General features: G+C 70.1%; 22 protein-coding genes. 10 read left to right on the forward strand and 12 right to left on the reverse strand.

What is annotated here, in order from left to right; genetic code table 11:
• Window position 1: 1 nt before the first annotated feature.
• From J5X75_RS36740 to J5X75_RS36750, 3 genes are read right to left on the reverse strand one after another with little or no spacing between them, the layout of a single operon-like run.
• Window positions 2–5,683: a toxin glutamine deamidase domain-containing protein gene (locus J5X75_RS36740; RefSeq protein WP_208472210.1), complete on the reverse strand. Its 5,682-nt coding sequence runs from the start codon at window positions 5,681–5,683 to the stop codon at window positions 2–4.
• Window positions 5,684–5,687: 4 nt separating this feature from the next.
• The gene (locus J5X75_RS36745; protein ID WP_208472211.1) at window positions 5,688–6,014 is read right to left on the reverse strand and encodes a hypothetical protein; all 327 of its coding nucleotides are present in this window, start codon (window positions 6,012–6,014) and stop codon (window positions 5,688–5,690) included.
• A complete protein-coding gene (locus J5X75_RS36750) occupies window positions 6,004–6,432 on the reverse strand; it encodes a YbaB/EbfC family nucleoid-associated protein (RefSeq protein WP_208472212.1) in 429 nt (142 codons plus the stop codon). Before J5X75_RS36750 ends, J5X75_RS36745 begins: the two co-directional genes overlap by 11 nt.
• A gap of 94 nt (window positions 6,433–6,526) precedes the next feature.
• Between J5X75_RS36750 and J5X75_RS36755 the strand changes: the two genes are divergently transcribed.
• From J5X75_RS36755 to J5X75_RS36775, 5 genes are all read left to right on the forward strand, one after another.
• On the forward strand, window positions 6,527–7,720 hold the full coding sequence (locus tag J5X75_RS36755; protein WP_208472213.1) for an SUKH-3 domain-containing protein: 1,194 nt from the start codon (window positions 6,527–6,529) through the stop codon (window positions 7,718–7,720).
• Between the two features lie 78 nt (window positions 7,721–7,798).
• Window positions 7,799–9,046, forward strand: a complete 1,248-nt coding sequence (locus J5X75_RS36760) for an SUKH-3 domain-containing protein (protein ID WP_208472214.1) — start codon at window positions 7,799–7,801, stop codon at window positions 9,044–9,046.
• 47 nt (window positions 9,047–9,093) lie between these two features.
• Complete coding sequence (locus J5X75_RS36765) at window positions 9,094–9,429, forward strand: nuclear transport factor 2 family protein (protein WP_208472215.1); 336 nt, start codon at window positions 9,094–9,096, stop codon at window positions 9,427–9,429.
• Window positions 9,430–9,433: 4 nt separating this feature from the next.
• Window positions 9,434–10,198: a phosphotransferase gene (locus tag J5X75_RS36770; RefSeq protein ID WP_208472216.1), complete on the forward strand. Its 765-nt coding sequence runs from the start codon at window positions 9,434–9,436 to the stop codon at window positions 10,196–10,198.
• Between the two features lie 66 nt (window positions 10,199–10,264).
• Complete coding sequence (locus J5X75_RS36775; RefSeq protein WP_208472217.1) at window positions 10,265–10,819, forward strand: isochorismatase family protein; 555 nt, start codon at window positions 10,265–10,267, stop codon at window positions 10,817–10,819.
• A gap of 19 nt (window positions 10,820–10,838) precedes the next feature.
• Here J5X75_RS36775 and J5X75_RS36780 read toward each other — a convergent pair whose 3' ends face one another.
• From J5X75_RS36780 to J5X75_RS36790, 3 genes are all read right to left on the reverse strand, one after another.
• On the reverse strand, window positions 10,839–11,327 hold the full coding sequence (locus J5X75_RS36780; RefSeq protein ID WP_208472218.1) for a WapI family immunity protein: 489 nt from the start codon (window positions 11,325–11,327) through the stop codon (window positions 10,839–10,841).
• Window positions 11,328–11,417: 90 nt separating this feature from the next.
• Complete coding sequence (locus J5X75_RS36785) at window positions 11,418–11,936, reverse strand: barstar family protein (RefSeq protein ID WP_208472219.1); 519 nt, start codon at window positions 11,934–11,936, stop codon at window positions 11,418–11,420.
• A 78-nt stretch (window positions 11,937–12,014) separates the two neighbouring features.
• Window positions 12,015–12,734 (reverse strand): DUF6348 family protein, encoded by a 720-nt coding sequence (locus tag J5X75_RS36790; protein WP_208472220.1) that lies wholly within the window; start codon window positions 12,732–12,734, stop codon window positions 12,015–12,017.
• A 243-nt stretch (window positions 12,735–12,977) separates the two neighbouring features.
• Between J5X75_RS36790 and J5X75_RS36795 the strand changes: the two genes are divergently transcribed.
• Window positions 12,978–13,364 (forward strand): VOC family protein, encoded by a 387-nt coding sequence (locus J5X75_RS36795; RefSeq protein ID WP_208472221.1) that lies wholly within the window; start codon window positions 12,978–12,980, stop codon window positions 13,362–13,364.
• Window positions 13,365–13,773: 409 nt separating this feature from the next.
• Window positions 13,774–14,640 carry an ABC transporter permease gene (locus tag J5X75_RS36800; protein WP_208472222.1) on the forward strand — a complete coding sequence of 289 codons (867 nt, stop codon included), beginning with the start codon at window positions 13,774–13,776 and terminating at the stop codon, window positions 14,638–14,640.
• A 10-nt stretch (window positions 14,641–14,650) separates the two neighbouring features.
• On the opposite strand, the gene J5X75_RS36805 is transcribed toward J5X75_RS36800, so the two are convergent.
• Window positions 14,651–15,244, reverse strand: a complete 594-nt coding sequence (locus tag J5X75_RS36805) for a hypothetical protein (protein WP_208472223.1) — start codon at window positions 15,242–15,244, stop codon at window positions 14,651–14,653.
• 193 nt (window positions 15,245–15,437) lie between these two features.
• Here J5X75_RS36805 and J5X75_RS36810 point away from each other — a divergent pair, with 193 nt between their 5' ends.
• Entirely contained in the window at window positions 15,438–16,319 is an 882-nt protein-coding gene (locus tag J5X75_RS36810) for a DUF4034 domain-containing protein (protein ID WP_208472224.1), read from the forward strand.
• 57 nt (window positions 16,320–16,376) lie between these two features.
• On the opposite strand, the gene J5X75_RS36815 is transcribed toward J5X75_RS36810, so the two are convergent.
• Window positions 16,377–16,808 carry a hypothetical protein gene (locus tag J5X75_RS36815; protein ID WP_208472225.1) on the reverse strand — a complete coding sequence of 144 codons (432 nt, stop codon included), beginning with the start codon at window positions 16,806–16,808 and terminating at the stop codon, window positions 16,377–16,379.
• A 30-nt stretch (window positions 16,809–16,838) separates the two neighbouring features.
• On the opposite strand from J5X75_RS36815, the gene J5X75_RS36820 reads away from it, so the two are divergent.
• A complete protein-coding gene (locus J5X75_RS36820; protein WP_208472226.1) occupies window positions 16,839–17,390 on the forward strand; it encodes a dihydrofolate reductase family protein in 552 nt (183 codons plus the stop codon).
• Window positions 17,391–17,405: 15 nt separating this feature from the next.
• Here J5X75_RS36820 and J5X75_RS36825 read toward each other — a convergent pair whose 3' ends face one another.
• Together J5X75_RS36825 and J5X75_RS36830 are read right to left on the reverse strand one after the other, a co-directional pair.
• Entirely contained in the window at window positions 17,406–19,724 is a 2,319-nt protein-coding gene (locus tag J5X75_RS36825) for a tetratricopeptide repeat protein (RefSeq protein WP_208472227.1), read from the reverse strand.
• A complete protein-coding gene (locus J5X75_RS36830; protein ID WP_208472228.1) occupies window positions 19,721–20,377 on the reverse strand; it encodes a TetR/AcrR family transcriptional regulator in 657 nt (218 codons plus the stop codon). The genes J5X75_RS36825 and J5X75_RS36830 overlap by 4 nt, the downstream gene beginning before the upstream one ends.
• Before the next feature lie 95 nt (window positions 20,378–20,472).
• On the opposite strand from J5X75_RS36830, the gene J5X75_RS36835 reads away from it, so the two are divergent.
• Window positions 20,473–21,450, forward strand: a complete 978-nt coding sequence (locus tag J5X75_RS36835) for an NAD(P)-dependent alcohol dehydrogenase (protein WP_208472229.1) — start codon at window positions 20,473–20,475, stop codon at window positions 21,448–21,450.
• A gap of 55 nt (window positions 21,451–21,505) precedes the next feature.
• Here the strand turns inward: J5X75_RS36835 and J5X75_RS36840 are convergent, their stop codons facing one another.
• Both J5X75_RS36840 and J5X75_RS36845 read right to left on the reverse strand, forming a co-directional pair.
• Complete coding sequence (locus tag J5X75_RS36840) at window positions 21,506–21,955, reverse strand: hypothetical protein (RefSeq protein WP_208472230.1); 450 nt, start codon at window positions 21,953–21,955, stop codon at window positions 21,506–21,508.
• Window positions 21,956–22,163: 208 nt separating this feature from the next.
• On the reverse strand, window positions 22,164–22,616 hold the full coding sequence (locus J5X75_RS36845; RefSeq protein ID WP_208472231.1) for an SRPBCC domain-containing protein: 453 nt from the start codon (window positions 22,614–22,616) through the stop codon (window positions 22,164–22,166).
• Between the last annotated feature and the right edge of the window lie 6 nt (window positions 22,617–22,622).

Raw genomic sequence — 22,622 nt, forward strand, 5'->3', positions numbered from 1 at the left:
ATCAGTACCCTAGTCCGGCTGGATATGTCGAAACGATGAAGAACTCTGCTGGATCGGAGTCCTCAACCAGGCTGATGACGATTTTGACAATACTGGTCTCGCCGTATTCTGCTTGGCGAGGACCGACACCGTGCATGCCTTTGTTGTGGAACCCCTGGCCGACGCGATGCCCGGCATCGAACAAGCGGACGTGCTCGCCCTCCATCGCGAGGTCGCTCCGGATCTCTTCCCAGTTGTCCCGAAGGTATTTGTTGATCTCCCGATTCATGGTGGATGAATCGGTCCACTGATACGAGCCACTGGTACAGCCATTCCAACCCTTGTCGCCGTAGATCCGACCCTCGATGGTTTTCAGGTTCAGGTCCCGGCGTAACGGAATGTCAGGGCTGTGCCGTTTGATCGTGTGTGCGCCGTTGTCTTTGTATTTCTCGTCATGATCGGTCATGTTCAACCTCGGCGGTGCCTCACCGAGTTGATCGTGTCGCCGCATGATGTCCGCGAGCTGCTCATCCTCCGACCTCGTGTCGTTGGGGTCGGGAGCGCCGGAGGGGTCGGTGGCGATGTGGGGCGGGTCGCCGGCTGTCATGGGGCGGGGGCGGCCCTCGCCGTCGACGGTGAGGGCGTCGAAGCGCATGACGTCGCACGGGACGTTGCGGCCCGAGTGCATCGGGCCGGACTCGCTGATCTGGCGGGTCTGGGCGTCCAGGTAGAGAATCGTGCCGTTCTGGTTCACCGCGGCGAACGCGTGGGTGCGACCCGCCTGGTCCTGCGTCGTGACGAACGCGAACGAACCGTGGCCCAGGCCCAGCAGATGGTTGCGCAGGCGGCTCTCGGCCAGGCGTACCTCGTTGCGGGCGTCGTCCGGATCCAGGGCGCCCACGTCGGTGAGGCCCTCGAAACGGCCGCCCGTCGTCGCCTCGATCCGGGCCGAGACGCCACGCTCGGCACCGTACGGGCGGGAGGGATCACCGTTGCGGTAACCGTCGAACGTGCGCGGCGCGGACACCCGCGGGCGGCCGTGCATGTACGTGTCGAACAGCGACAGCACCGTGTCACCGCAGTTAATCGACCGCGTCGGGTCGGCCTCCGGGCCGCCGTCGTTGACCAGGCCGAACCACTCGCCGTCACGCGGGTCGGCCTGCCGCACCGGGTGGCCGTCCTCGTCGCGCGGCACGGCGCGTTCCAGGTCGGTCTGGTGCACCCGCAACGGCGGCCGCAGGCCACCCCGCTGGTGGTAGCGGCGCGTCGTGTCGATCGAACGCGGGCTGTCGTCGCCGGTCAGCGCCGACCGGTCACCGGTCTCCACCGGGCCGGGGGCGAGGTCGCTGGTGCTCTCGTTGAGCCGCTCCCACTCCGCCCCGGTGACCTCGACGTCGCCGATGTCACCACCACGTTCGATATCGGACGCCCGCGTCTCCAGGTCGTCGGCGTCGACCTCGAGCCGACGGCGGTCCGCGACGATCCGGTCGGCCTCGGTGAGATCGCCGCGCTCGTCCGCGGCCCTCAGGGAGCCGCGTAGATCGTCCGCCTCTACGCGCTTGGACTCGGCCTGCTTGCGCAGGTCACGACCCATCTCCTGACGATGGTTCTCGTCGAACTCACGCCGGGACCGCTCGTTCTCGTACTGATAATTCTCCCGGGCACGCTGGTCGGCCACCTCGTCCACACTCGGCGTCTGCGCCAGCGTGACCTCCGGCTCGGTCCGCGGCCCCGGATCAAGAACGGACAGCGGATCGTTCTCCGTCGGCGCGTCCATCGACTTCGGATCCAGCACCGCCAGCGGATCGAACACCCCGCGGTCCGGTTCGGCCTCCGTCGACGGCGAGCTTTCCTTCTCATCCGTACGCGTGACGCGCTCATTTTCCGGCGAAGGCGCACCGTCCTCCACGGACGTCCGAACGGTCGGCCCCTCCTCGGCGCGCGCCTGAACGCTCGACTCATCGTCCGGACTGTCCACCGTCGTCGACTGCTCGACACTCGGCGAGGGCGTCACCGTCTGCTGGATGTTGACCGTCGGGGCCGGCGAATCCGTGTTCATCGGCGGCGCGGGTGGCTGAGAGTCCACCGGCGGTGCGGGTAGTTGGGTGTCGACGGGCGGTGCCGGCGGATCCGTGTCGACCGGCGGCGCTGGCGGTGCCGGCGGTGCCGTGTTGACCGGCGGCGCGGGTGGGGCCGGGGGAGCGGGCGGCGGGGAAGGCTGGGTGACCGGGGGCGCGGGTGGCGCCGGCGGAGCCGTGTTGACCGGGGGCACTGGCGGGGCCGGTGGGGCCGGGGGAGCGGGCGGCGGGGACGGCTGGGTGACCGGGGGCTGCTGCTGGAGGTGGGCCTGCTGCTGCTGGTAGGCCAGCGGCGGCGGGGGCGGCGTGGTCCGGCTGCTGTAATACGGGGCCGGCGGGGTGTTCGGAACGGCCATCGGGTTGCCTTGGCCGTCGACCAGCAGGGCGTTGATCTGGATGACGTTGGACGGGTCGTTCGTGCCGTTGTGGCCGTAGAGGGTTCGGTGGCCGGGGCCGCCCGCGAAGTTCGTGGCGTCGACGCACGCGCCGCTCTGCGGGTCGATGAAGTAGAGGACGCCGTGGTGGTTGACGGCGTTCCAGGCGTGCGCCGAACCGCCCGACCACTGGTTGAGGATGATCGCGGTGGAGCCGTGGCCGCCCTGGAGCAGGGTCCGGGCGATCCGGGCGAATCCCTCGTCGATGTCGTTCTTGGCGTCGGCGTCGGACCTGTTGCCGACATGGGGGGTGACCTGGGTGAAGCCGCTGCCGGTCACCCTTTCGGCGCGGTAGTGGCCGTCCGTCTCACCCACGTGCCGGTCGGGGAGACCGTAGTTGTAGGTGTCGACGGTTCGGGCCGCCGCCACGGTCGGGCGGCCGTGCAGGTAGGTCTCCAGGAACGACAGCGAGCAGTCCAGGCAGTTGACGCCACGGGTCGGGTCCGAGGCCGGACCACCGTCGTTCATCAGCCGCAACCACTGGCCACGCGGGTCGGGGGTGCGCAGAGGGCGGCCGTTCTGGTCCCGGGGCACCAGGCGCTCCAGGTCCTCCTGGTGCATCGCGAGCGGCATCCGCAGGCCACCCGGCTGGTGGTACCGACGCTCGGTCCGGGCGTTCGGCGGGTTCGTGGTGCCGGTCAGCGCCGACTGGTCGTTGCTCCAGATCGGGTTGTCGGACAGGGTGCCCTGATCGAAGTTGGCCCGGTCGAAGTCCGTGCCGGTCAGCTGGATCGAGTACGGGTTGCTCAGCAACTTCACGGCGTCGGCCCGGCGCTTGAGGACGTCGAGTTCCTGTTTGCGGTACTGCAACTCCTGATTCAGGTAGAAGTCGCGCCGCCTGATGTCGAGCGCCTGTGCGGCCTGGTCCGCCCGCTGCCGGGCCGTCCGCTGCCGGCTCCGGGTGTCCGCGATCTTCAGGTCCAGTCGCGTCAGCGTGCGCTGGACGATGTCGTTCTGGACGTCCAGCTTGTTCTGGTCGCGCTGGTCGAAGTACGCCTGCTCGGCCTGCTGCTGTTGCGGGGTCCGCTGCGTCAGGTGCGGAGCACCGTGGGACGCGCCGGCCAGCGGCAGATCGTTGCGACCGGCGTCCTGGCGCGCCTGATCCTGCGAACCGGGCCGCTGGTCCGGCGAGGTGGACGGCCCGGTCTGCGAAGGAATCGACGTGGACGGGCCGCCGGGTGTGCCGGTACCGGGTTGACTCGGGCTCGTCACACTCGCCGAAGCCGAAGCGGGAGTCGACGTTGATACGGATGTCGATGCAGATGTCGACGTCGATGTTGATGCAGGTGTTGATGTTGACGTCGATGTTGAGGACGACGTCGATGTTGAGGTCGGCGCGGTCGGCGTCCCGTTGGCGGCCGTGGTCGTAGCGCTCGGGGACGTGGTGGGCGTGGTGTTGGTCGTCGCGGTGACCGGTGCGGTGCTGGTGGTAGCCGGCGAGGTGGAAACCGTCGCCGGGGACGACGGCGCAGGAGACGTGGACGGCGACGGCGAGGTGGACGGCGACAGTGACGGCGACGGGCCAGTGTTCAGGCTGGTCGAAGCGGTCGGGTTACCGCTCGCGAGCGACACGTTCGGGCTCGGCGAACTCATCGGGCCGCTCGTGGCCACCGACGGTCCACCGACCGGCCCGGAGTTGCCGTTGTTCGGGGCGAACGCCACCGGCCCGTTCGAAGCCGTGCTGGACGGGGCCGTGTGCACCGAAGGCGACGGCGACGAGGTGGAGACGCTCGGACCGGTGTTGGCCGGCGCCTCGACGGTCGGCGTGACCCCGGACAGCGTGACCCCGCTGCTGGAGGTGGAGGCGCTGACCTGTGGCGAATGGGTGGTCGTCGAGGCCTGAACGGTGTCGTGCGAAGGCGAAGGCGACGAGGTGGAGGCGGCCGACGGCGAGTGCGAGGAGGGGGAGGGCGACGAGGTGGAGCTGTGGGTCGACGGGGACGACCCGCCGCTGGACACGCTCCCGTCCGAGGGAGACGAGGAGGACAGGGAGGGGGACGAGGAGGACAGGGAGGGGGACGAGGAGTGCGAAGACGGCGAGGAGTGCGAGGGCGGTGAGGACGACGAAGCGGAAGAACCACCCTCCGACGACCCCGAACCCGAGGACAGATCACCGACCGCGGTGCTCACCCCCGTACCGGAGGAGGGGTTTGAAGAAGAGGACGAACCCGGCGCCGCATCGCCCAGGGTGAGGCCTCCGGCGCCGTCGAGGCTGCCGCCGAGATCCTTGAACTCCTGGCGGGTGCCGCCGACCGCCGACCCGGCCGCGCCGGACGTGGCGGCCTTGCCGAGGTCCTCCCAGCCCGGCATGTCCCCGCCGACCATGGATCCGCCCAGCTCACCGAAGACCTCACCGGCGGCGCCGCGGAACAGGTTGTTCTTCCCACCCGCGCCGATGCCGCCGAGCGTGGACGTCGCGCCGCCGGCCGCACCCGCCGCCGTCGACTGGACCAGGTCACCGACCGAGAAGTCGTCGTGCCCGGCCGCGTCCTGATAGGCCTGCACGCCGAGGTTGGTGAGCGCCTCCTCCTTGGCCTCGTCCTTGGCCTCGTGCAGCGCCTTCTTGCCGAGATCCTTGAGGCCCTTCTTGGAGGCGATCTCCTTGAGCGCCCGCTGCCCGGCCTCCTTGAGCGCCTGCTTGACGCCCTTCTTGGCCAGCTGTGCCACCAGCTTCTTGAAGATCTGCTGGATCGCGAACCGGGTCGCCGCGATCAGACCGCCCGCCGCCGGCGACGCCGCGCCCAGCGTGAGGACCACCGTGATGCCGAGGCCGATCAGCTCGATGACGAACAGGCCCAGCTCGATCCACGCCTCGAGTTTGGCGGCCTCGATGTCGGCGCCGCACTCCTTGACCATGTCGCCCATCGCGTCGGCGAACGTGATCAGCGCGTTGAGCGGTGCGTCCTCGCCGTTGGCGACCTTGTGCCAGGCGTCGATGAACGCCTCGATCGTGGTGCCGCTGCCCCCGTACGCGTCGATGAACCGCTGCGCCGCCTCGGCGGCGTCCTCCCGCGGTGTCACCAGCGCTTCCGCCAGCCTGTACCACTGGTCGGCGACGTCCCAGGTCAGCTTCTCGTTGCCCTCGGGCCAGTCGAAACCGACCACCCATTCGAGAGCGTCGTACGCCCACCCGGGCAGGTCCCACGGCGAGTAGTCGAACGGATGCGGAATCGGGCTCGGCAGGATCGTCACGGCATCAGGCCCCGTACGACTTGGTGACGGTGTCGGACGACCGCGCGTCGGCGCCCAGGTTGTCCTCGACCGAGGCGATCGCCGCGTCGCCGAGGCCCTGCACGAACCCGGAGATCTTGCCGAACGCGTCGGTGAACTGCTGCAACAGTGGCCCGTAGTTCTGCTGGAAGGCGGCGCCGATGTCGTCGCGGCCCCACGGCTGGCCCTGACTCGCCGCGGCCACCTCGGCCACCGCGCTGTGGTTCAGGCTGACCAACTGTTTCCCGGCGGCCGACAGGTCCCGGCCGGCGGCGGTGGCCCGGTGCGGATCCAGGTACAGCTCACCGGTCATCGTCGTCACCCGCCTCCCGCATCAGCCGGTCCTGGCGGGCCAGCAGGCCACCGAAGTCGCCGTCACGCATGAACCGCGCCCCCGGCGAGTCGGCCGGAAGATACTCACCGACCATCGCCTGCACCTGGTCTGTCGTTTTCGCGACAGCCTTCTCGACGGTCCGCAGAATCGTCCGGGACAACTGGTCCGGATCCTGACGGCGGTAGACCTCCCGGTCCAGCCTCAGATCCACCAGCTGGCCGCGGGCGCCCACGGTCGCCTTCACCAGACCGTCCGGCGACTCCGCGGTGACCGAAAGCCTGGCCAGCCGGTCCTGGATGTCGTCGAGGCCCAGCCGCAGACGCTGGTACTGCGACACCACGTCGTCGAAACGCGCACGCAGCGCATGGTTCGGGTCGCGGTCGGCCTGTCTGCTCACGGTTGTCTCCCCGAGGACTCGCGAATTGACTGGAGCAACCTACCAGCAGCCCTCTGCTCTAAGCTCCCCTCTCGAGGTTGAAGGAGGCAGCTGGATGATCACGCTCGCCGAGGCGCGGGAGATCGCCACGGGATGGGCTCACCGGCAGACAGTCCGGCGCGGCTACCCGTGCACACCGCAGGTCGATGAGCTGGCGCTCGGCTACGCGGTCTGGATGCGGCTGCCGCCGGAGGCGCGGACCGGGCCGGGCGAGGACGTGATCACCGTCATCGACCGGGAGACCGGCCGCCTCTCGCACTGGCCGCCCGCGCCGTCCGAGGAGCTCGACCAGCGCTACACCGCCCGCCGGAATGCCGCCGTCGGGTCGCACCAGACCTCCGATCCGGTCGCTGAGCTGCGGCGGGAGGCGTACCGGCGGGTCAGCCCCTCGGTCGCCGCGCACGTCACCACCGCCGACGGGCGGCTGTTTCGGGCCCGCGGCGCCAAGGGCGACCAGGAGCTGCGGCACCACCCGTTGGTCGCCGAACGGCTGGCCGCGATCGCGCCGGGCGAGATGGTCCGCGGCGCGGAACGGCACGCCGAGCTGCTGGTCGTCTCCGACGTCCTGTACGAGACCGGCAGCCTCGACGGTGGGCGGTTCGAGACGTTCCACATCCGGGAGAGCGGCGACCCGCGCGGCGGCGAGCCCACGACACCGTGTTTCACCTGCTGTGACGTGCTCGTGGCGCTGGGTGTGCTGGGAGAGGGCGACCGCACGTACCGCAAGATCCGCCGCCGCACCGAGGGCGCCGATCCGCAGCCGGGCCGATTTCCGCCGGACGTGGCGTGGGAACTCGCCGCCGAAGGCTGGGAACCCTCACCCGTGCGGGAACGTCGCGCCTCCGCGGTGCTCCGGGCCATCGAGGAGAGCAAAGGCGCGGAGTACGAGCTGAGGCGCTTCCCCGCCGCGGAGGCCGCGTTCCTGGAGTTCTACGACGTGGCCCCGAACCGCAACTGTCCCGGTGTCGCGCAGCGGGTCCGCTGGTTCCAGCTGGGCACCGGGTCGCCGCGTCACCTGGCCGACCCGCTGGGCGAGTTCGGCCGGGTGGTCGGTGCCCGGATGTTCCCGCTCGGCACCGAGGGTTATGAGGAGGCGGTGCTCGCGATCGACGAGCACGGCCGGGTGTTCTCCCTCGATCAGGGCGGTGAGTGGTTCATCGGCGAGACCCTGGACGAGGCGATCGTCGCGCTGCTCACCGGTCTGCCGGCCGCCCGGGTCCGTGACGACGGCACCTGGAGCCTGCCATGATCATTCACTTTCGTGACATCGGCATGGGGAGTCAGTCATGAACATCCGCCTTCGTGACGTCGGCACAGGGAGTCAGTCGTGATCAGCCGTACCGAAGCCGAAGCGGCCGCCGCCACCTGGGCGCGCGCCGAGACGCTGACCCGCGGGCAGCAGTGGCGGGCGACCGTCGAGGAGTTCGACCAGGGGTTCATCGTCCGGACCGTCACGGACGGCCCAGCCGACCCGGGCGCCGGCGTGACCGTCATCGACCGGGAGACCGGCCGCGTCTCGACCTGGCCGGCCTGGCCGTCGGAAACCCTCAAGCAGGTGTACGAGGAGCGCCGCCCCGAGGTGGTCGGCCCGCCGAAGACCGCCGACCCCGAGGTCCAGTTCCGCCGCGAGATCCACCGCCGGCCCGCCCCCAGCATCGCCGCCCACGCGACCGTCGACGGCCGCGTCTACATCGCCCGCGGCGCCAAGGGCGACCAGAAACTCAACCACCACCGGCTGGTCCTGGAACGGCTCGCCGAACAGTCACCGCAGGAGACGGTCCGCGGCTGCGAACGGCACGCCGAACTGATCGCCTGCTCGGACGCGCTGCACGACGTCGACCGCCGTCGGCACATGGCCGGCCAGGCCCCGCTGACGCTCGACGACGCCCGGCAGCTGCTGTGGGCCTCCCCATTCCAGACGTTCCAGATCCAGGCGCCCGGCGACCCGCTCGCCGGCAAGCCGAACGACCCGTGCGAGACCTGCACCTACGTGCTCACCCAGTTGAGGCTCATGCCGTGGGGCAAGACCGGGGCGCTGCACCACTTCGTCGCCCCGCCCCAGCCCAACCCGGATCCGGCCCGGTTCTCCGACACCCTCGCGTCGGAGATGCTCGACGGCGGCTGGTTCCCGGACGTGCCGAACGAGTACAACACCGAGATGATGGAGACCTTTGTGGAGAACGAGGTGCTCCCGGTCCACGGCCAGGAGCATCGGCACGAATGGTTCCCGGCGGTTGCGGAGGCGTTCGGGCACACCAACCTGCTGGTGCTGTCGCGCCGGGCGCCCGGCCTGGAACAGCGCTCCCGGATGGCGCATATCAACCCCGCCGATGCCGCCCACACCGCCGACCTGCTCCACGAGTTCGGACAGGTCATCGGGGCGCGACTGTTCCCGCTCGGCCGGGTCAACGACGAGTCGGTCCTGGCGATCGACGAACACGGACGGGTCTTCGACCTCGACCAGGCCGGCGAGTGGTTCATCGCCGACACCTACATCGAGGCCCTGGAGACGCTGGTGCTCGGCAAACGCACCTACCGCGTCCGCGACGACGGCACCTGGGACGCTTCTGCCTAGCGCAGACCAATGCGGCGGCACGGGCGGCGAGCATCGACACTCGTACGATGAACGAGATGCTCACCGACCTGTACGCGGCGTTCAACCGCCGTGACATCCCGGCCGTCCTCGACGCCCTCGCACCCGACGTGTCCTGGCCCAACGGCTGGGAAGGCGGCGTCGTGCACGGCCACGACCAGGTGTCCGCCTACTGGCGCCGCCAATGGGCCGAAGTCGACCCCACCGTGACACCGACCGCCTTCACCACCGAACCCGACGGCCGCATCGCCGTCACCGTCCACCAGGTGGTCCGCGACCGGGCCGGCACCACCCTCGCCGACCAGACCGTCACCCACGTCTACCGCTTCAGCGACGGTCTGGTGGCGGCCATGGAAATCCGCTGACGGCATGCGACGTACCCCCGAACAGCGGGCCCGGGACGCGTTGCACGTCCACGCCCCCGAACACGCCGGCCACGAACTCGGCCGGCTCGGGTCCGGACTGGACAACACGGCCTTCCTCGCCGGCGACCTGGTCCTGCGGGTGGCCGACGGGCACGACGTCCGGCGTGAGGCGGAACTGCTGTCCCGCGTACGCCCGAGGGTGTCGCTGCCGGTGCCCGAGATCCGGTTCGCCGACGAGGAAGCCGGGGTGCTCGCCTATCCGCTGCTGCCCGGCCGGCCGCTGCTGGGACGGCCCGCCGGACCCGGGCTCGCGCCCGCGATCGGCCGGTTCCTGCGGGAACTGCACGCGATCGACGTGGCCGGGCCGGTCGAACCCGCGGAGCCGGGGGAGTGGCTGGAGGACCTCGACGGGCCGCCCGACCTGCTGCGGCTCCTGCGGGACACGGTGCCGGCGGCCGGCGAGAGGCTGGTGCTCGCCCATGCCGACCTCGGTGCCGAACACCTGCTGGAACACGACGGCCGCATCACCGGCGTGATCGACTGGACGGATGCGGCCGTCACCGACCCGGCCCTCGACTTCGCGCGCCTCTACCGTGACTTCGGCGCCGGCTTTCTCGCCGGCGTGGCCGACGCCTACGGGCCGCTGCCGGACCCCGAGCGCATCGTGTACTTCGCCCGGTGCGCCGCGCTGGAGGACCTGGCCTACGGCCACGAACCCTACGTTCGCGCCGCGCGGAACAGCCTCACCTGGCTGTTCCCCGGGGCGTGACGCTCCGCCCGTAGATCATCTTGGTAAGGTCCGTTGAGAAGATCGGCCATTACTGGAGGAGCCGCGGTGAGCACACTCGGCCGAGACGGGCGCAGCTGCCTGCTGCTGATCGACCTACAGGAGGCGGTGGTCGCCGACTGCCTGGACCGCGACGGCGTCCTGCACCGCACCGCCCGGCTCGTCGACCGGGCCCGCGCCGCCGGCACGCCGGTCGTCCACATCCAGCACGACGGCCCCGGCCTGGAACACGGCAGCGCCGGCTGGCGACTCGCCGCCCCACTGCGCGCCGCGCCGGGCGAACCGGTGGTCGCCAAGAACTACCGGGACGGCTTCGCCGCCACCGACCTCGAAACCACCCTCACCCGCCTCGGCACCGACCGGCTGATCATCGCCGGGGCACAATCCGACTTCTGCGTACGCGCGACGATGCAACACGCGGCCGCCGCCGGCTACGACGTGACCCTGGTCGGCGACTGCCACACCACCACCGACGCCCACCACGACGGCGTCACCATCAGCGCCGCCCAGATCATCGCCCACACCAACCTGTACGCCTCGACGCTGCGCTACCCGCACCAGTCCTTCGCCGTCGCCACCCACGACACCGTTCCCCTCGGGTAGAAACCGCCTCGCGTACCGCTCACCGCATCGGGAACGGAATGAGTTCCTGCTCCCAGTCGGTCACGGCTGCCGTGATGTCGGCCTGTGGGATCGTCAATCGAACTCGGTGTCCAAGACCCTCATCATCGTCGTCCGAGCCGTGGGGCGGGCGCGACTCCGATTCGAAGTAGACGCCCAACCTCGCTATACCCTGTGCCGCCTCGCTCAAGGCGAACATCAGATTCGGTTCGGTGAGCCAGAGCCGAAGCTCGCTGGGGTCAGCGGCTGCCACCGTCGCGGGACTCGCTTCGCTGAGTCCGCGGAGCCACGTCGCAAGTTCTCGTGCCTCCCACGTGGTCATGCACGGATGGTGGAACTCCCACGACTGAGTGCCATCCCAGACCTTGCCGCGAATCATCAGCCAGTTGGCGTCCCAGTCGACCTGCTCGGACCCCGATCGGCCGCTCGCGAACTGGTAGCCGGTCACCGTGATGTCCACAAACAGGCCGTTCAAGGACTCGAGTCTCACGTGTCGAATACTAGGCAAGAAGGACCTCCGGCGAACCGCGGGGTGAGATGAACCGCGATCCGATCGTCGCCCGGCCTTGTGAATTCCGAGCTACCGGTCTTTCTCCGGGTCGACCACGTGCCGCGGGCCAGGTTCGCGTGCGATCCAGGTTGGTCTCTCGCCCCCGAGTACACCGATCGGCAGTTCGACCGGGCTCTGTACCAGCATCAGGAACCGGCCGCCCCGCAGCAGGTGCTCATACGACGCCCGGGCAACCACGTCGCACAGTCCACGAGCCCACTCCGGGTCGGCCGCGAACGTCTCGTCGAAGCGCCGGATGACGAGCGCCCAGCCGGTGCGCCCGCCCAGGTCGAGATAGCGGAGGGCGTCCATCGTCGCGCTGAGGTTGCCGACCGCGTAGTCGTAGTACGACGGGATCGGGTCGAGCAACTGGAGCAGCATCGACGCACCGGTTCCTCCACGCACCTCGGCAATGCCGTACCCCAGAGCCGCCAACTCGGCGATCACATGGTCGAGCATCATCTCACTACGGAAACCAGTGACCGCGCCGTCGTAGAGCAGCTCGTAATCCCACTGCCGCTCTGTCTCCGCCTCGGTAAAAGAAGCCATTCCGGCAGCCTACGGTGACGGGCCATGCGGCCCGGATCTCGCGGCGGCCGTAAGTCGGGTCAGGGGCCCGGCGGATGGCTAATCTCGGCCGACTAGGAGGATGAAGGTGCGGGCGAGCTCGAAACCATCGGTTCGCGGCCAATCCAGGGCCGCGAGCGCCGCACTGGACGCCTCGTGCCGTCGGCCATTGATCCGGACCTCACATTCCGTGAAATCTCCGCCCTGGCCCACCAGCATCCGGACACCGTTGAGGAACCGCCGGTCGAGGCCGGCCGTGATGACCGGCGCGAGTTCCGACCACGGCATCGTCTCGGCGAACCATTCCTGCTTCGCGTGGGAGCCGTCGACGGACCAGCCGGTAACGCCGCCGACGATCGCGTGCCAGCCGGCGAATCCACCCTCATCGCTGGACGAGAAGTGGGTCGCCAACCGGCCTTTCTGCTCGATCATCTCCAGCACTGTCACCAGGCAGGTATCGATCCAGGCCTGGATCGCCTGCTGGGCCGCCTCGACCGGATCGTCGGCGAGGCCCACCGTGCAGTCGGCGATTCTCGGCACGTAGAACAGGTTCGCATTCAGCAGGATTTCCAGGTCGAAGTGGCGGTGGTCGTCGCTGTGCGGGGGAAGAACACGGACGCCCAGGGACCCCGAGCGCAGCATCGGTCCGCGGCGGCGACCGGGCCGCCAGCGACCGCGGTCGGTCAGTCGCCACGTGCCACCCAGTTCGGCGACCATCGGCGCGGCTATCTCCAGGATGCGTCGCGGCGAGAGGGCCTGCGACGCCTGCGGGTCGATCATGGTGGGTGAGGCTACCGCCATGATCCTCAATGGCCCGCGGCGGTTGCCGACCCTAAGGCGTTCGGGCCCTGCTTCAGCGCCTCGAGTTCCCTCACCGGGAAGGGACGGTCTCCCCCACATGCCGCCGTAACCGTCTCCGGCGCTGTCGTCGGATACGGCCTGCGCCATACGGATGGTGGCCTGGATGACGGCTGCCACAGCGTCTTGTCGTTTCGCGTTGCACGTCCGACTACGCTGCGACTCATGACCGCCATCTCCGTCATGCTCGCCGTGCCGGACGCCGCAGCAGCCTCCGCTTGGTATCAGCGAGCCCTCGGCGCCACTGAGCTGTGGAACCTGGGTTCGGTCATCGGCCTGGAGCTGCACGGGGCGCCGTTCTTCGTCGCGGAGCCGGCGAACAACGGTTGGGAAAGCCCAACGGTTCTCGGTAGCACCACAGCACGCATCGAGGTGTTCGTCGATGATCCGGATTCCGTCGTCGGTGGCGCCGCCGAGGCGGGAGCCGACTACCACGATCCGATCCGCGACCACACCACGCCGTGGGGCACGCACCGTCAGGGCGGCTTCTTCGATCCGTACGGTCACCTCTGGCTCGTGGGAGACAAATCACCGCTACAACATCATCGGTAGTCGGCAAGCCGATCTCGATGCGGGCAAAGAAGACCCGGATGTGCCGCTGATCGGGCCCCCGATGGCGTCGTAGACCGCGTTCGCAGGGGGCGCGCCCGGCGCTGGCAGGACCGCCCTTAGCCCTCGGCGAAGCCCGGTCGTCGGTTAGGGTCCCGGTCCCGGCCGGAATCCACCCCCAGACAGGCCGGGGAGGCAGCTGCTTTACGGAGCTGGATCCCTCGGATGCCGGGCGCACCCGCGCCAAGAGTAGAGGTGCCGGGAGGTCGAAGGACAAGCGTGCTGGGTGTTCTCAACCCGTTTCGCAGGTGGCGTGGGTCGTGATCGGCGGGCCAGGGTCCCCCGCGATCGTGCTTCCGTTACGGTGACGCCTACGAACGACGTCTGTTCTTCACCACGAAGGAGACCGCCGATGTCTGAGACCGGCGTCATCCACGACATCGGGTACCAGCGGTACTCCGGCCCCCGGCTGGGCCGCGTCGCGATGCAGCGGGCCCTCTTCGTGCACGGGTTGCGCGCCGCCTTCGGGCTCGGCCGCTCCGCCAAGGCGAAGATCTTCCCCTGGCTCGTGGCCGGCATCATGCTGCTGGTCGCCGTCATCGTGGCGGCCGCCCGCTCGATCACCGGAGAGGTGTTCTTCACCTACTTCCAGTACGCCGACCAGATGAGCCTACTGATCGTCTTCTTCGCGGCGATCGTCGCGCCGCAGCTGGTCTCCCGTGACTTGCGGGCCGGGGTGCTGCCGCTCTACTTCAGCCGCCCGTTGCGGGCCGCCGACTACGTGATCGCCAAGTTCGCCGCCATGACGGCCGCGACCTGGCTGTTGGTCGGCGTGCCGCAGTTCATCATGTTCCTCGGCGCCGCGTTCACCACCAAGACCGGCGTCGGCGGGGTGTTCAACGAGCTCTGGGATCTGCTTCCCGGTTGGGCCTACAGCCTGCTCTGGGCGGTGATGTTCGCCGGTGTAAGCCTGCTGATCGCGTCGCTCACCGGAAAGCAGGCGTTCGCCGCCGGGGGCATCGTGGCGGTCTTCATGGTGACGGTTCCGGTCGTCGGCGTGCTCGCCTCGCTGCCGAGCACCACCGCCAACCGCCTGTCCGGGCTGGCCAGCCCGACCTTCCTGATCGGAGGAGTCGGTGAGTGGCTCACCGAGAGGGAGAGCCAGCTCGACGTGGGCGTGGGCACGTTCGGCCCGGTCTACGGTATCGAGGCGGCGTGCCTGGTCGCCGCGTGCTTCCTGCTCCTGCTCGCCCGTTACCGGAAGGTGGCCTCGCTGTGACCGCGCCGGGTCAGCCGGCGACCTCCAGGTCGACGAGGAAGCCCCGGGCCTGCCACTGCTCTGCGGGAAGCTGGTCGCGGGCCAGTTCGAAGTACTCCTCGGGGCTCATGATCTGCAGGGTGCCGGGGTCGGGATCCCCGTCGTCCGGCATGGGTTCGTCGAAAGACGGTTCGTCGCGCAGGCGGGCGGGGCAGGCATCGGGGACGTCGGTCAGGCGTACGGCCCCGGGCCGGCGGATCCACTCGCTGACGCCGCGATCGTGCAGGTCGTGCAGCGCTCGAACCCGCCGGACGATGCCCACCGTGACGGGCAGTTCACCGATGACTCCCAGGTAGGCGTCGAAGCCCAGGCACCCGTCGAGCGTGATCGCACCGGCCCGATGATCGCCGTCCCGGACCGCGTGCAGGTCACCGGCCTCGATGAGTTGGGTCCAGGGCTGCCCGTCGGCATCGAGCAACGTTCCGGCCCGTACGGCGATCTGGTGCAACGCCAGGTTCTCGGGGAGGTCGGGGGCGTCGAGCCATCTGAGGCGGGTCGACACCTGCTCACCCAGTGACCACGTGGTGTCACGCGGAGCAGTGTCGAGGAGGACCGGCCAGAGCATTGATTCATGGTTTCACCGACGCTGCGGACAGGTGGCGGTGGGGCCGCTGTCAGCCGCCGGAGGGTGCCGACCTCGATGTGCGCCGGGCAAGATCATAAGATCTGCACCCTTACCCGGGGAGGCATGGGGCATGTGGCCATTCGATCGGACTCCGAAGATCGATCCGACGCACGGTGACCCGCGGGCGCGTGCGTTGATCAAAGCGTTGGCGGCGCAGGACCGGGACACCGTCCGTGCCTGCCTCGCCGACGTGCACGACCCGGACGCCCGGGCGTTCCTGTTCTCGCTGGCGGCCGACGTGCCCGGCGTACAGGATTGGGTGCCCCGATGGGTCGAGGAGGAGCCGGATTCCACGCTGCCGCTGCTGCTGCGAGGCTGCCATGCGGTCTCGTGGGCGTGGGAGGCCCGCGGCGGCGGTTACGCCAAGTACACCTCGCGGGAGCAGTTCGACGAGTTCTTCCGGCGGCTGCGGCTCGCCGAGGACTGCCTGGACGAGGTCACCCGCAGGACGCCCGAGGACACCACGGCGTGGGCCTTCCTCACCACGTCGGCGCGGGGCCGGCAGGTCGGCCCGGAGGAGGCCGCGGCCCGGTTCGACGCGGTCGTCAAGTATGCGCCCGAACACGTGATGGCCCACGAGCAGCGGCTTCAGTACCTCTGCGCCAAGTGGTCCGGCAGCCACGCCGAGATGTTCGCCTTCGCCCGCGAGGCCGCCGTCCGGGCGACCCCGGGCAGCCAGCTGCACAACGTCCTGGCCGCCGCCCACCTCGAGTACTGGCTCAGCCTGCCGTCGGGTCAGGATCAGGACCACATGCGCAACCCGCAGGTACGGCAGGAGCTGATCGCCGCGGCGAACCAGTCGGTGCTGCATCCCTCGTTCCGTTCCGTTCCGGGCTGGCCGTCGCGAGCCAACACCTTCGCGCTGGCCCTGTACCTGAGCGAGGAGTTCGGGTGGGCGGCCCGCGTCTTCGACGTGATCGGTCGCCATGTGACCGAATGGCCGTGGTACTACCAGGGCGACCCCGCCAGGATGTTCGTATCGGCCCGCAAGGACGCGTACGTTTTCGGCCGGTGACGCCCGCGCGGCGGCCGGGCCTCCTGCGTCGTGAGGACGCCACCGTCGCCGCAAAGGCTATGGGGTGGTCCTCGCCGAGACGGTGCGCCAGAAGCGGATGAGGAATGCGGGATCGTCGCCGTCGCCGAAGCGGCAGGACAGCCGCACGTGCTGGTCGCCCGGACGGGTGAGGACGAACCCGGAATCGGCCCAGCCGGCGGTCACCTGGTTCAGCCGAATGGTCCCGGAGGGACAGCCGATCGTGACGTCGACGACGTCGTCGACATGGTGGTCCTCGCCGGGTTCACCGTCCCACTCCTCCAGGCGCAGGACCGCCTCGTCGTTGTCGAACGGTGTCTCCACCAGGATCGACGACCGGCCGGCGCTGACCCAGTCGCCGGCCTCGTGCGGGAACGGCAGATCCTCCTCCTCGGCGCCGTCGTCGGCGATGCCGAAGAGCCGGTGGTCAAGTAGCGTCGTGGTGGTGACCGCTGCCAGCCGGTTGCTCAAACCGGTCTCCTTCCGTCCGGGGGAGTGCACATGAGTTGTGTGATCGTCCAGCAATGGGTCTCGGTGGACGGGTTCCTCGCCGGACCGGCCGGTGAGCGGGACGTCTTCGCCGCCGTCCAGGATTTCTCCGCCTCCGAGGCGCACAACATGGCGCTGCTCAAGTCGGTCGACGAGGTGCTGCTGGGACGCCGCACCTACGAGTCCTTCGCCGCGTTCTGGCCGACGGCGGCCGGCGAGCCGATGGCCCGGCAGGTCAACGCCCTGTCCAAGACGGTTTGTTCGACCACGCTGACCGAGGCGCCGTGGGGTTCGCACGCGCCGGCCCGCATCGTGGCGGACGCCGTCGAGCATGTGCGGTCGCGGCGCGAGCAGCGATGCCGGACCATCGTGTGGGGGAGCGCGTCGGTGATGCGGGCGCTGTTCGCCGCCGGTGAGGTCGACCAGCTGGAGCTGTTCGTCGCCCCGGTCGTGCTGGGTGACGGCACGCCGCTGCTGGAACGCGGCGACCCTCCGCTTCCGCTGCGGCTGCGGGAGACCGAGACGTGGCCGGCCGGTGTGGTCCGCATCCGTTACACCACCTGAGCCGTGTCCAGCGACTCACGAATCTCGGACAACCGGTCGGCGAGGCCGGGCGCGCGTTCCCGCAGTGCGCCGGTGGCGGCGGTGCGGCTTTCCAGCAGCTGGCCCCAGAGGACGCCCCGGCCCGATTCCAGCACGGTCGCCGCTTCTCCGGGCGGGCGCGTGAGGATCGCGCACGCGGCCGCGTCGGTGGCCAGGCCGGCCCAGTCGCTGAGTAGTCGTTCCCGGCTGGTCCGTTGGATGCCGCGCCAGCTCAGCAGTGGAATGAGCGCGATCCCGGTGGAGTAGCCCCGCCAGGCGGCGGGCCACCGCTCCCGGCGGGCGCAGGAGTCGCCCCAGGCCCGGGCCGCGGCGATGCGGTTGCCCAGCGGGCCGGCGCCGGCCGCCGCGGCGTCGGTCCACGTGGCGACGGCGCTGTCGTGCTCGTCGTGCAGGTCGAGCAGGTAGCCGAGGTGGAATTGGTATCCGGCCCGGTTGGGGTTGCCGGGCGGGCAGGCGTCGACGGCGCGGCGGGCGTGGTGCAGGGCCTCGTCCAGGTCCGGTGCGGCGCCGCTGTCCTCGTACCGCTCGAGGAGGGTGAGGCTCAGCTCCTCGATGGAGATCGGCTGGTGGGGGGGAGCCGCCGCCCGCGGCGACGGCCGCGCGGGCGGCTTGCAGGGCTTCGTCCACGTCGTCGTGGGCGGCCTCGTGTTTGTGCCGGGTCCGCAGGATCCGGGTGAGCCCCATCAGGTAGACCGGTCGTTCCGGGTCGGTGGCGCCGAGGGCGGCGACGGCCGCCCGGCTGGTGTCGACCGCCTCGTCGATGTCGGCGGGGTCGTGGAGGGCGAGATACCGGTCGCGCAGGGCCAGGGCGAGATTCGCCAGGGCGGTGGCCTGCTGCCGGTGGCGGGTCGGGAGCCCGGCCAGCACCGTCCGGCAGACGTCGACGGATTCGTGCAGGTCGGCCAGCTCTCCGCGCAGGCTCGCCCGGGTCCGCAGGGCGTTGGCCAGGTTGATCAGTGTGGTGTGGCGGCCCGGATGGCCGGTGGTCAGGATCGCGGCGGCGGACCGGCCGGCGGCCACCGCGTCGTCCAGGTCGCCGATTCGGCCGAACTGTTCGAACCGGATCTGCAGCGACACGCCCAGCGCCGACACGAACATGCCGTGGTTCGGGTCGTGTCCGTTGGTGTCGGCGGCCGCGACCCGCGCCAGCCGGATGGATTCGTCCAGGTCGGCGGGGTCGCCGGTGGCCAGGAACCGGGTCCGCAGGCTGAGTGCGAGGTTGGCGTGCGCGGTGGCGTCGGCCGGTCCGGCCGCGACGGCGGCCCGGCCGACCGTGATCGCCTCGGTCAGCCGGCCGGGGTCGCCGTCGGCGTTGAACAGGGTGGTCAGCGCGCCACCGAGCCCGGACAGGCAGGTCACCCGCGCCGGATCGCCGTCGGGCAGGGCGTCCGCCGTGCGCTGGAACACCGTGATCGCCTCCCGCAGGTCGGCGGGATCGCCGGACTGCTCGAACCGCCAGACCAGCGACGCGGCGAGGTTGGACCCGAACCAGGGCAGCCGGTCGTGGCCACCGGCCAGGGCCGCGCGCCCGACGGTGATCGCCTCGTCGAGGTCACGATCCTGACCGGTGCCGCCGTATCTGATCAGGATGGTCTCGGCCAGCCGGCCGGCGCGCAGCGGCCACTCGGGGTCGTCGGCGGCGGTCGACGCGTATGGGGCCCGCATCACCTCGATGAGGTCGTCGAGATCCTCCGGCCGCTGGGTGAGCCGGTAGCGTTCGTCCAGAACGAATTCGAGAGTGTGCCGGAAGGTGTCGGCGCCGAAGCCGGCGAAACGGCCGGTGTCCAGTGCGGCGCGGGCGGCCTGGACGGCCGCGTCGAGCCGGCCCCGCATGCGGTAGCCGTTGGCGAGGTTGAGCAGGTGCACGCCGCGATGCGGATCGTCGGCCGGGGTGGCGCCGATGCCGTGCTCCAGCATGGCGATCGCCGCGTCGAGCCGGGCCGGGTCGTCATCGGCGGTGAGGCCGTCGAGGATGCGGGCGGCGTCGGTCAGCAGGTCGCCGCGGAACTCCGCCGGAACCAGGTCGGGACGGGCCCGCCCGAGGACGGCGAACAGCTCCCGGGCGGCGGACAGGTCGTCGCCGGTCGGCAGTGCCCGCCAGCGTGACCAGTGCAGCCACGCCACCGCCTCGACGACCTCGACCGGAACCGGCTGCCCGGCCGCCATGAACACCTCCAGCAGCGCCTCGGCGTCGGCCGTCGCCCGCGGCTCGAACAGCGGCAACCGGTCACCGTCGTCGAGGAACGCGCGGATGCGGCGGTCGACGGCGGCGAGCAGACGCCGCGGATCGGTCATGAGCCGGCCTCCCGGTCGCGCAGGTGCTCCAGACCGTCGAGGATCAGGTCCAGGCCGAAGGTGATGTCCGGGTCGCCGGGGTGGTTGCCCTCGGCGACCTGCCGGGTGAGCTCGGCCATGTGCGGATACCGCCCACCGGCCAGCAGATACTCATACGCCGCGGCGGTGTCGGCGTAGTCGGCGGCGGCGATCGGGAAGTTCAGGCGGCGCAGGGTGAAACCGTAGACGTAGCTGTCCATCGTGTTCCACGCGTAGTCGGCGAGCCGCCAGGAGAAGCCGGCGCCGCGCAGCACGCCGAGGGTGAAGTCGATGTAGCGCAGCATCGCCGGGCCGGTGTTCGTGCGCGACATCAGCAGCGCCGGCGCCCAGGGGTGGCGGGTCAGCACGCGGTGGGCGGCCTCGCCGCGGCGGCGCATGGCGGCCTTCCAGTCGCCGTCGTCGCCGGGCAGGTCGATCTCGTCGACCACCAGGTCGACGATGCCGTCGAGGACGGCCTCCTTGTTGGCGACGTGCCTATACAGCGACATGGCCTCGACACCCAGCTCGCGGCCGAGGTGGCGCATGGAGAGCGAGTCGGCGCCCCCGGAATCGGCCAGCGCCAGGGCGGCCTGGAGCACTCGTCGCGTGCTCAGGGGCTCTCGGGACTTCGGCATCTTCTCGTCTCTCGATGGGGTTGCGGGACCGCTCGACCATACCGCATCCTTGCTTACGTCGTAAGCTTACGCTGTAATCAGGAGGTGGAGTGCGGATGAGAGCACTGGTCCAGATCGCGTTCGGGTCACCCGGCCGGGTCGCGTTGCAGCAGGTCACCGACCCCGTCGCGGGTCCGGGCGATTTGGTCGTGCGCGTTCACGCGGCCGGTCTCAACGCCGCCGACCGGATGACCCTGCGCGGCGAGCCGTTCGGGATCCGGGTCGTGGCCGGCGGCCTGCGAAGACCCCGCCCCGGATTCGTCGTCGGCCGAGCGCTCGCCGGCCGGATCGAGGCGGTCGGTGACGGCGTGCGCGACCACCGGGTGGGCGACGACGTCCTGGCCGAGACCCCGGCGGCGATCGGCGAGCTGGTCCGCGTCCCGGCCCGGTTGGCCGCCGCGAAACCCGCCGCTCTCACCTTCACCGAGGCGGCGACACTGCCGCTGGCCGGGACGACCGCGTTGCAGTCGATCCGCGACGCCGTCGGAGCGCGCGCCGGCCGCCGCGTGCTCATCACCGGCGCCTCCGGCGGCATCGGCACCTTCGCCGTCCAACTGGCCGCCGCCCGCGGCGCGATCGTCACCGCCTCCTGCGCCGGGCGCAACGCCGGCCTGGTCCGGGCGCTCGGCGCGGCAGCGGTCGTCGACTACGAGCGCCGCGAACCGCTCGCCGCGCCGGGGGAGGGTTATGACGCGATCCTCGACCTGGCCGGCAACCACACCCTCGCCGAGCTGCGCCGGGCGCTGCGGCCCGGCGGCGTCGTGGTGCTGTCGGTCGGCACCGGCGGCCGCTGGCTCGGCCCGGCCCGGCGCATCCTCGCCGGCAAGCTCACCCGCGGCCCGGTGCGGACCCTCCTGGCGCGCCCCAGCCGCGAGGACCTCACCGAGATCGCCGAGATGGCCGCCGCCGGCGAGCTGCGCCCGGTCGTCGACCGGGTCTACCCTTTCCCGGAGGCGGCCGCAGCCCTCCACCACTTGGACCGCGGCCGGGTGGCCGGCAAGATCGTGATCGCGATGACCGGCGAGCCAGGCTGATCACCAGCACACCCACGTCCCGCACCGGGCTGGCACGGGACGTGGGTCGTGGGCGTCAGTCGAAGATGTCGACGTTCAGTATCGGGTGCTGGCCATTCGGCGAGCCGATCGTCGAACAGGTGAACTCGTCCGGCGCATCGCACTTGAAATCATTTTTATCCGACGTGTCCGGGTCATTCCAATAGATCACCACATCGCCGTAATCAGTTTCATAGGTGACGGTCCCCCCGGTGCCACCCTCATCCTCGCTCGACGCCGTGCTCATCCGGCCGATACCATCGCTTGCGATCGTTTCCGGCGGATATTGAATCCATTCTCCATCAGTAACCTGCGAATGTGTCAGAACCAGCACCTGACCGGTCCGGTTCTTGACAATGACCTTGGTCGTGTAGTCGCCGGGATCGGCGGATGCCATGGTCGGCAGCCCTGCGGTGAGCGTGCCGGCCGCCAGCACGGCAGCACCCGCCGCGCGCATACCCGATATACGGAAACGAGACAGGGTCATGCTGAAATCCCCTTCACAAGATCGCGAATACGGAGGCGATAACCGCCGTCCGTGAGTCGTTCTCAAGTATCCCGTCCATGTCTGGCGGGCGCTCACCGAATCCGCAGAACCCGATGAAGGACATTCGTCCCAGAATGCCGTTACGGCGATGGAGAGGGTGATGGAGAGACAGACACGAAACGGGAGAACGAATTCCCGGCCGGTAGACCTATACGAACAGATCGGCCAGGTTGCTCAAGGCCATCCGGGTGCCCAGCTCGTTGTCGGCGGCCGGGATCGCGTCCGGGATGTTCTCGTGCACGATCACCACCTCGGTCCCGCCGGGCACGGCCGTCAACGTGGTCGTCATCGTCATCACCGTGCGCAGCGCCGGATCACCGGACTCGAACCGGAACTCCTCGACCACCTCGGCGTCCGGCACCAGCCTGCGGAAACAACCGTGGTAGGTGTCGGTGTGCGCCGACGACTTCCCCGAACCGTCCGGCGAGTCATAGGTCAGCGAGATCCGGAAACGACCGCCCTCGCGCGCGTCGAACTCGTGCACCTCGCTGGTCATGCCGGACGGCACCCGCCACCTCGCGAGCGCCGACGGGTCCAGCAGCGCCCGGTAGACCTCGGCCGGAGTGGCGGGCACGTGCTGGGACACCGTCGTCGTGTACACGCGACG

This window comes from Actinoplanes flavus (genome assembly GCF_017592555.1).
Taxonomy (GTDB): Bacteria; Actinomycetota; Actinomycetes; order Mycobacteriales; family Micromonosporaceae; genus Actinoplanes; species Actinoplanes flavus.